General features: G+C 47.8%; 9 protein-coding genes. 4 read left to right on the top strand and 5 right to left on the bottom strand.

Annotation, left to right across the window (positions count from 1 at the left end; all coding sequences use genetic code 11):
* Positions 1 to 134 precede the first annotated feature (134 nt).
* A complete protein-coding gene (locus AR333_RS11655) occupies positions 135 to 1,340 on the bottom strand; it encodes a response regulator (protein ID WP_068775536.1) in 1,206 nt (401 codons plus the stop codon).
* A complete protein-coding gene (locus AR333_RS11650) occupies positions 1,312 to 3,114 on the bottom strand; it encodes a sensor histidine kinase (protein ID WP_068775535.1) in 1,803 nt (600 codons plus the stop codon). The genes AR333_RS11655 and AR333_RS11650 overlap by 29 nt, the downstream gene beginning before the upstream one ends.
* A 347-nt stretch (positions 3,115 to 3,461) precedes the next feature.
* Between AR333_RS11650 and AR333_RS11645 the strand changes: the two genes are divergently transcribed.
* Positions 3,462 to 3,923, top strand: a complete 462-nt coding sequence (locus AR333_RS11645) for a hypothetical protein (protein ID WP_068775534.1) — start codon at positions 3,462 to 3,464, stop codon at positions 3,921 to 3,923.
* 80 nt (positions 3,924 to 4,003) lie between these two features.
* Here the strand turns inward: AR333_RS11645 and AR333_RS11640 are convergent, their stop codons facing one another.
* The 3 genes from AR333_RS11640 to AR333_RS11630 all read right to left on the bottom strand — a co-directional run bounded on the left by AR333_RS11640 (position 4,004) and on the right by AR333_RS11630 (position 5,085).
* On the bottom strand, positions 4,004 to 4,237 hold the full coding sequence (locus AR333_RS11640) for a hypothetical protein (RefSeq protein WP_068775533.1): 234 nt from the start codon (positions 4,235 to 4,237) through the stop codon (positions 4,004 to 4,006).
* A gap of 182 nt (positions 4,238 to 4,419) precedes the next feature.
* Entirely contained in the window at positions 4,420 to 4,695 is a 276-nt protein-coding gene (locus AR333_RS11635; protein WP_068775532.1) for a hypothetical protein, read from the bottom strand.
* A 66-nt stretch (positions 4,696 to 4,761) separates the two neighbouring features.
* On the bottom strand, positions 4,762 to 5,085 hold the full coding sequence (locus tag AR333_RS11630; protein ID WP_068775531.1) for a hypothetical protein: 324 nt from the start codon (positions 5,083 to 5,085) through the stop codon (positions 4,762 to 4,764).
* A 734-nt stretch (positions 5,086 to 5,819) separates the two neighbouring features.
* On the opposite strand from AR333_RS11630, the gene AR333_RS11620 reads away from it, so the two are divergent.
* From AR333_RS11620 to AR333_RS11610, 3 genes are read left to right on the top strand one after another with little or no spacing between them, the layout of a single operon-like run.
* Positions 5,820 to 6,074, top strand: coding sequence for a FeoA family protein (locus AR333_RS11620; protein ID WP_068775529.1), 255 nt, complete (start codon positions 5,820 to 5,822; stop codon positions 6,072 to 6,074).
* Positions 6,071 to 6,802: a FeoB small GTPase domain-containing protein gene (locus AR333_RS11615; RefSeq protein ID WP_068775528.1), complete on the top strand. Its 732-nt coding sequence runs from the start codon at positions 6,071 to 6,073 to the stop codon at positions 6,800 to 6,802. Before AR333_RS11620 ends, AR333_RS11615 begins: the two co-directional genes overlap by 4 nt.
* Entirely contained in the window at positions 6,780 to 8,186 is a 1,407-nt protein-coding gene (locus AR333_RS11610) for a nucleoside recognition domain-containing protein (protein ID WP_068775527.1), read from the top strand. Before AR333_RS11615 ends, AR333_RS11610 begins: the two co-directional genes overlap by 23 nt.
* Positions 8,187 to 8,246 lie beyond the last annotated feature (60 nt).

Below are 8,246 nucleotides of genomic sequence, written 5' to 3'. Positions count from 1 at the left end.
CCAATGCAAAAACACCTCCAAAGTTGTCCTCCATATCTTACGACATGAAGCATTTTCTTGAAGGTGTTTTGTTTTGTCTCACATTACGGGGTCAGTCCCGAAAAGCCGGCTTTTCTTTCTTTCCATCTATCCGATTACTTAAATTGATTCCGGTATTTCTGAGGACTTACGCCTTTGATTTTCTTGAAGATACGCCCGAAATAATTAATATTCTCATACCCCACTTGAAGGGAAATCTCGTAAATGGGCAGATGAGTATGCAGCAGACTGTGCGCGGCCTTGTCGATTCGGAGCATATTCAGACAGTCGGTGAAGCCTGTCCCGGTTTCCTTCTTGAAAATATAACTCAGGTAACTCTCGCTAATGTTGATCATCTCCGCCGCTTGCTTAAGCGAAATATCTTGAGCGTAGTTCTCCTTCATGTAATCCAGCAGACGTTTGATATCGTCCCGGTTCGTTTCCCGGACACGATGATTAGAGATCTCTTCTCTCGCCTGCGCATAAGCTCTGCTGAATTCGTGCCAGCTGCTAAAGGCACCGCTGACCGCAACATTCAGCGTTATGCCAAGCAGCCGGTTCGACGAGCTGGCCAGATTAGCGGCAAGAAGAGCCGGATCGGGCGTTTGATCTGCCGGGCCGTTGATCAGCAGAATCATTTCATGCTTATGCCCCGTCTCCAAAGGCGCGCATGCCAGCAGATCACCGAGCTCCGACTGAAAGAGGTGAGACAGCATCTGCATCGCGGACGCTTCCGGCACTCCTTCGCGCAGCTGCTGCGGCTGAAGCAGCAGGAAGAAGCTGCCCGGCGGCAGCTCCTCCTCCGGTTCGGACTGCTCCTGAAGTTCGCCAGCCTGTCCGTTACATCTTGCCAGCCATAAGCTCAGCTTGCGGCCGGCAGCTTCTTCCCGGGAAACCGCCCGTCTCTCCTGATTCGGATCTACTGCGGGCTGTTCCCGCTTCCTTGCTATCTTCTTCGATGTCTCTACCAGAATATCCAGGAGCTCGGACGGCTTCAGGGATGTCTTCAGAATATAATCCTCGACACCGAGCTTCATCGCCTTGCGTACATAATCAAATTCATTATGACTGCTGAGTACGATGATCAGCATATCCGGGTAGAGCAGCTTCACTCTGTCAATGAGTTCAAGACCGTTCATTCTGGGCATGACAATGTCTGTCAACAGAATGTCCGGAGCCTCATGCTGCATCAGCTCAAGCGCTTTCTCGCCGTCGGGTGCGTCTCCCAGGTACGTAAAACCGTGTTGTTCCCACTCAATCAACGATTTGATCCCTAAGCGGACCAGAAGCTCGTCATCTACCAGCATCACTTTGAAGGTCATCGCTACTCACTTCCCGCATTTTCTTAATAGGCAGCCACAATTCAACGGTTGTTCCTTCACTTAACTCGCTGAAGATTCGGATGCCAAATTCTTCTCCATACTGCAGACGAATACGGTCATGCACATTCTTAACGCCGATCCGCTGCGGCGATTCTTGCGAATGCTCCGACAGTCTCGCATTAACCTCCTGCAGCCGATGAGGGGAAATACCGACTCCGTTGTCCTCCACTTTCAGTAGAAACATCTCCTGCACTATTGAAGCCGAGATGACGATTCTACCAGTTCCAGACAGCGGTTCGATACCGTGCATCAGGCTGTTCTCGATAATCGGCTGCAGCATGATCTTAATCACTTCTTGATCCATGAGCTCATCCGGAATATGGATCTCCACGGAAAGCCTCTCACTAAATTTCATTTTCATCAGCTCAATGTAATTCTCGATATAGTCGACTTCCTGCCGCAGCGGAATCAGGGTGCCGCCGCGCCCGATGCTCTGTTCGAGAATCCCTCCCAGATTAGAGAGCATATCGCCGACTTCCTTATCATTGCGAATGTAGGCCATCCATTTGATATTGTTCAGCGTATTCAATATAAAATGGGGGTTTATTTGCGCTTGCAGCGCACGGAACCGCATATCTTCCTTCTGCTGGTACTCTTCTTTAAGTCTTTGCAGAAGCTTGCGGATCTCCGTCACCATTTTATTATACGTCTCAATCAGTGAGGAGATTTCTTTAGGACCGCTGACCGATAAGACCGAATGGAAATCCTTTTCTTCCAGCACCTGCATCCGCTTACGGAGCAGCTTGAGCGGCCTGGATATCCCATACGAGATCGACAGCGTAATAATCGTGAATATCACAAAGATCATGAATATGATGCCTGCATTCGTTTTACGCAAATCAAAAATTTCTTTAAAGATGGTATCGTAAGGAACCAGCTGCACAATTCGCCAGCCGTTCAGGTCTACCGTGTCAAAATTGACGATCCATTTCCCGTCGTCCTTCTCCAGAATGACTTGTCCGCTGTTCTTGCTCCAGAGCTGCGGCATGTAGGATTCCTGGGACACACTTTTACCGATCATTTCTTTGCGGGGACTCGAGGCGATCGTTCCATTCTTGTCCACGAGATATACTTCGCCTTCAAGTCCCGTCAAATATTTACGGATATCTTCTTCTGTTACGCTGAACACGATTAAGCCGTAAATTTCATTCGTCTGCAGCTCCGATATCGTTTTGACCAGCGAAATAATCGGCTTCCGGTCCGTATATAGAAACTGTTGATCGTTGAACATCCATTTATTCTGATAGGGCGTGTTTATCATTTTTTTATACCAATCCGAAGAGACATAGTCCTGATACAGGCTTTCTTCCAGGTAACGCGTACTGTGCCAATTTCCATGCTTATCGAAAAGGGTTACATAGGTGTTTGTAAAATAAGAACTGAATGACCTGTTCAGGTATTGGTCGTTTAACCGCAGCCGTTCAAAGTGCGAAAGAGCTTCCGGTGTTTGAAGCATTTTTTTGATATCCGGATTGATCGAAATATTAACGGCCGAGTTCAGCATATCCTCCAGAAACAGCTGCAAGTTGAAGGTCATCAGAACAAGCGCGTCTTGGGCCGAGCTCCCGATCTTCTTTTCAATGACTCGTTCCAGAGGCTTGTCCAGCAAATAATTTGCAAGGAAGAACGGAAGCACCAAGAATAACAGGATGGAGAAGAATATCCGGTTACGAATCGAGTTTACACGTCCCGCCAGCTGTCTAATTCGCCCCATTCCGCTTCTCCTCCCTGATGCTGTGCGCAAAGCAATACTCCTAAGTCTAGACCCTCTAATATGGATTGTAAAGGTCTCTTAGAACGCTTGCAGAATAAAGAAATACTCGTCCATGCCGAGTATCTCCGGATGAATCTCCAATTTATTCTACTTACTCGCATCCTGGTTTCTTTATTCTGTCCAAGTCCATTCCTCTGCCCTTAGAACCGCATATGGAAAATGATTGCAGATACTCGCCATGAAAAATCAAACACTTTCACATACGAGTCATATATTTACATTTACGGAATATACTGAGGTGTAATACAATAAGTAAAAGATCCCAAGAAAGGAAGGAGGTGAAAATAATGAGAATGAAAAAGTGGGTACTCACCATGCTGATGCTGACTGTTCTTGCACTGAGTCTTTCTGTTGGGGCAACTGCTGCTCCTGCTACCAGTGTACATAGCATCTGGTCCGTGAAACCGATCGGGATTAAGGATAACGGAACCTCTTATCCGGCTACGAAAGGTAACGTCATTATCAGCTGGACCAATCTGCCTCTTAACTCAGGTGACAGCGGTTTCTTCAACGCTAAGGTTTATGCGAACAATGCGGAGTACGAGTTCCGGTTGGTCTCTTTCGGTTCAAGTACGGACGATCAGATTTTCGGCAAATTCGATATCTACAAGAACTCCGTCTTAGTGGCTTCCTCTATACCCGGTACCGCTTACGGGCTGAGCCAGCCTGTTAACAACTACTTCAAATTCTATGATACTTCCCAGCAATGGCATGTTTCCGCTTACATTACTAGCAGAAAAGATTATTAAATGGTAAAGAACAGGAAGGAGACTGGAGTCATCCAGCTCCTTTTTTCGTGGATGCTCCGTTTCAAACCCCTATCCCTCCTCTACTCCTCTGTCAGGAACCATTCTTCCGCCTGCTCAAGAATCGCCGCTAATTCCGGGAACTTCACTTTCTTGATAACGGGTTCTTCTTCACCGGTATGGAACAAAAGTGATTCATACACGCCTTTTGATTTTCTTCTTAACTGAACTTTTCCCTCTGCTGACTGAAACGTAATCATCTTCCCTTCGTTTATCAACTTCATCGCTTCGATTTTAGTCCCGATTGTAACGGACATGGAAGTTCCTCCGTTCATTTCTTCTTAACAGGTATATAAACTATCGTTCCCCGATCATACAAATTGTATGGCAGCCGCTTCAACGGGCATCAGATTGGATGCCGGCAAACACGAAAAAACTCCCAAGTTTCAAAGGAAATTTGGAAGTCTCATTTCATTCCCAGAGAGCGCGGGCGCTAGGATTAATAATTCTTTAAGGCTCTGCCTTTGTCATCCAGGCTGAACTTTGCTTTTCTAACGGTGTCCTCTTTGACCATTTCCACAATTCTTACGGACGGGTCCGATGCGTCAATCGTTGTGGTCCATCCGTTCGTGTTCACTAGTGCAAGTATTTCATCGAATTCCATGGATTTATATCCGTAAAAGCCGCTAAAACCAGCCCATTCTTTCAGTAATACTTTTACTCTAAAATCGAGTTTGCTCAGTTCCGTATCGCCCTTGCTCTTTCTCTTTGCCATTTCCGTTAACCCCTCTGCTTGTATAAAATCGATGTCGGCACATAGTCCTATTAGAATTATAGCCTCTTATCCCGCCTCATACAATGTAGTAACCTTCCCATTCTCACATTCCTTTATTTTATGGCTCCATAGTGTACCCTCCAGAGGGACAATTTCATCCATTCTTCCCAATAAATGATCGAATCCCGTGGCCTTGTCACAGATTTCTACGTATTCCCCATATTCATAATCGAAAATGAGACACCTGGCGGACTGCTGCTCATTCTCGTGTTTGGAATAATGTACGCGGAATATTTCATTCCATCGAATAGCCCGCAAAATATGTCCGGTTTGATCATCGATCAGAAGGATGGATACCGGATCCACTTGAATTCTATGCATATGCTCCATACTAAACGCCTCCAATACGATTTAAGTGAATGAAAGGACGAATAAGGTCATGACAGATTTATGATCGAAACAAACGGCGGATCTGACCGCTTCAAATACAGAAGAGATTACAAGTATGAATTTATAAAATACCTGCAGCAATGTGTTCATCCGCAGTGGCCACAAGCCATACCACGACAATGAGAAAGACCGCCATAATAAGGAGTAAATAACCTAACCACCGCAAGCTCAAACGTTTAGTAACCGATCTAGACCGTAAGATCAGCATCACCCCGACGACAACCAGCAAAACAACGATTATACCAACGGAAAAATAATTACCCACCGAATCTCTCCTTTCATCAAAGCCATTCCCTGCGAGAGCAGTAAGAAGGTACCGCTTCCATTATTATAACCTTCCCCTCCAATTACTGGAAATAAACAAATTTACTCTACTACTTGCACCTTTGCTGCGTATTCTTTTTTCAATATTCCAGCTAAACCCATGCACTCTTTGCCTATACCTGCACATATACTTGAGTGAGATGAAGGTCGGGCGTTCGTCCGGGCAAACATGCTTTGCCTGCAAGGTTATTTCTACCAAGCCTAATTTTGCCCTACAGAAAAACTTTGTTGACAACTAAAAACTCTTTCTTATATACTACTCTTATAACCACACGCCAGAAGAGTTCGTTTTGCATAAAACTTGCCTAGAGCAAACATATTGTCCCATAGGAAAGATAGGGGTGTTTCGAATGGTCTCGTATGAGATAGCTTTATCTGACGCTAAGATTGGAAGTCGCATAAGACTGAACCGCATAGATATTCAAGGCGTGATGCGCAGAAGGCTGCTGGATCTGGGTTTTGTACCCGGCAATGTCGTGGAAGTGATTCAGAAAAGCCCGCTGGGCGACCCGACCGCTTACCGGATCAGCGGTACGACAATTGCGCTCAGAAAAGAAGAAAGCTCCCTGATTTACGGCGAGCTGGAAGGAGAGGATGCAGAATGAACACATATACGATTGCACTGGCCGGCAACCCCAATACAGGCAAAAGTACCCTGTTCAACACCCTCACGGGTATGAGACAACACACAGGCAACTGGGCAGGGAAGACCGTTGTGAAGGCAGAAGGCGAATTTGTTCATAACAGCTCTTCCTTCAGAATCATTGATTTACCCGGTACGTACTCGTTATATTCGAATTCAGCGGATGAAGAAACCGCGCGCGACTATATTATTTTTGAACAGCCGGATGTAACGATTGTCGTTCTGGATGCCACTTCTTTGGAGCGAAACTTGAATCTGGCGCTGCAGGTACTTGAAATGACCCACCGGGTAGTCGTGTGCATTAACCTGATGGATGAAGCGGAGAAACTCGGCATTGACATTGATCTGGACAAAATCAGCCGGAAGCTCGGTGTTCCGGTTGCCGCTATATCCGCCCGCAGCAGACAAGGAATTCCTCCGCTTCTGGATCTGGTCGAGAAGGTGGCTGCAGGTATCCTTGTGCCCCAGCCCTTGAAGGTGCGTTACAGCGATGAAACAGAGCGGCAGCTGGCTGAACTGGAGCCTCAAGTACGCTGCATCCTGGGAACCCGCTTTCCTTCCCGCTGGGTTGCTCTGCGGCTGCTTGACGGAGACGAGAACCTCCTCTCCTCCATCAAAGCACGGATGAACGAAGAGGGCATCCGCCCGGAACAGGAGGTTGTCAGCTATGGCCGCACCGCTTGCCACTAACTCGCCGGATCCGCTCGATTCCTTGCTGGAAGCGGCCCGGAGCGCAGCACACGGAACAGACATCCGGGACGGTATTGTCAGCGACATTTATAGAACAAGCCGCGAAATCTGCAGCGATGCGGTCAAGGTCAGAGACAAACAGAAGCTGGCTAACACTCACAAGCTGGATAAGGTATTGACCTCCAAGCTCTGGGGCTTCCCCATCATGCTGGCTATACTTGGAGCAATCTTCTGGATCACCATTGCGGGTGCAAACGTTCCTTCGGGATGGATTGCGGATTTCTTCGGGATCATCGAAGGGTATCTGACAGCCGGATTCGAGGCGCTTCACGCCCCTGCCTGGCTCCATGGGATTCTGGTTCTCGGGTTCTTCCGCGGAACTTCCTGGGTTATCAGTGTGATGCTGCCTCCGATGCTCATCTTCTTTCCGATTTTTGCTTTGCTTGAGAACTTCGGTTACTTGCCGCGTGTAGCTTTTAATATGGACCGTCTGTTCAAAAAATCGGGCGGGCACGGCAAGCAGGCTCTCACCATGTCTATGGGCTTCGGCTGTAACGCCGCCGCGATTATGTCTACAAGGATCATCGAGTCTCCGCGCGAGCGGATGCTGGCCATCCTGACGAACAATTTCGTGCCCTGCAACGGACGCTGGCCGACCCTGATTCTGTTGTCTTCCTTGTTCATGGCAATCGGCACCGTAGGAGGGCTTCATACATTCGTCACAGCCATGGTCGTAATGGGCATTGTCATGTTCGGGATCGCGGTCACCCTGACGGTATCTTGGGTCTTGTCCAAGACTGCACTGCGCGGCGTTCCTACTCACTATACACTGGAACTTCCGCCTTACCGCCGGCCGCAAATGTTCAAAACGATTCTGCTCGCCACCAGAGATAAATCGTGGAATGTTCTGAAGCGGGCTGTCATCGTTGCCGCTCCCGCCGGTATTCTGACCTGGATCCTGGGAAATATTATGATTTCGGGTACGAGTGTACTGGCCCATATTGCTGCTTTCTTCGATCCGTTCGCCCATATGATCGGACTCGACGGCTACATTATCATGGCCTTCGTCCTCGGCCTGCCAGCCAACGAAATCGTACTGCCGATCCTGCTCATGGGCTACATGTCGTCAGGGGCTATGGTAGATGCGGACGGATTGGATAATATCAAAGATCTCTTCCTCCAGCATGGATGGACATGGCTGACAGCTCTGAATATGATGCTGTTCTCGCTGCTCCATTACCCGTGCGGCACTACACTTTTCAACATCTATAAGGAAACGAAAAGTACCAAATGGACAGTGCTGTCAGCTGTTATCCCTCTGGCGATTGCGATTGCAGTCACATTCATAACCGCTCAAGTATTCCGGGCGCTGGGATGGGTATGAGAAGTAGTCCGCAAAATCAAAAACGTTTGTACAAAGTCTGCCCCGGCAGCTGTACAAACG

It is taken from the genome of Paenibacillus sp. FJAT-26967, assembly GCF_001541095.1.
Classification (GTDB): Bacteria; Bacillota; Bacilli; order Paenibacillales; family NBRC-103111; genus Paenibacillus_F.
This window is presented reverse-complemented; position numbering and strand designations above follow the sequence as displayed.

What these genes read in the sequence shown, in the direction of transcription:
- AR333_RS11635 (WP_068775532.1), bottom strand. Translation starts at nt 4,695, where the DNA reads ATGGCAAAGAGAAAGAGCAAGGGCGATACGGAACTGAGCAAACTCGAT.
- AR333_RS11645 (WP_068775534.1), top strand. Translation starts at nt 3,462, where the DNA reads ATGAGAATGAAAAAGTGGGTACTCACCATGCTGATGCTGACTGTTCTT.
- AR333_RS11640 (WP_068775533.1), bottom strand. Translation starts at nt 4,237, where the DNA reads ATGTCCGTTACAATCGGGACTAAAATCGAAGCGATGAAGTTGATAAAC.
- AR333_RS11610 (WP_068775527.1), top strand. Translation starts at nt 6,780, where the DNA reads ATGGCCGCACCGCTTGCCACTAACTCGCCGGATCCGCTCGATTCCTTG.
- AR333_RS11650 (WP_068775535.1), bottom strand. Translation starts at nt 3,114, where the DNA reads ATGGGGCGAATTAGACAGCTGGCGGGACGTGTAAACTCGATTCGTAAC.
- AR333_RS11655 (WP_068775536.1), bottom strand. Translation starts at nt 1,340, where the DNA reads ATGACCTTCAAAGTGATGCTGGTAGATGACGAGCTTCTGGTCCGCTTA.
- AR333_RS11630 (WP_068775531.1), bottom strand. Translation starts at nt 5,085, where the DNA reads ATGGAGCATATGCATAGAATTCAAGTGGATCCGGTATCCATCCTTCTG.
- AR333_RS11615 (WP_068775528.1), top strand. Translation starts at nt 6,071, where the DNA reads ATGAACACATATACGATTGCACTGGCCGGCAACCCCAATACAGGCAAA.
- AR333_RS11620 (WP_068775529.1), top strand. Translation starts at nt 5,820, where the DNA reads ATGGTCTCGTATGAGATAGCTTTATCTGACGCTAAGATTGGAAGTCGC.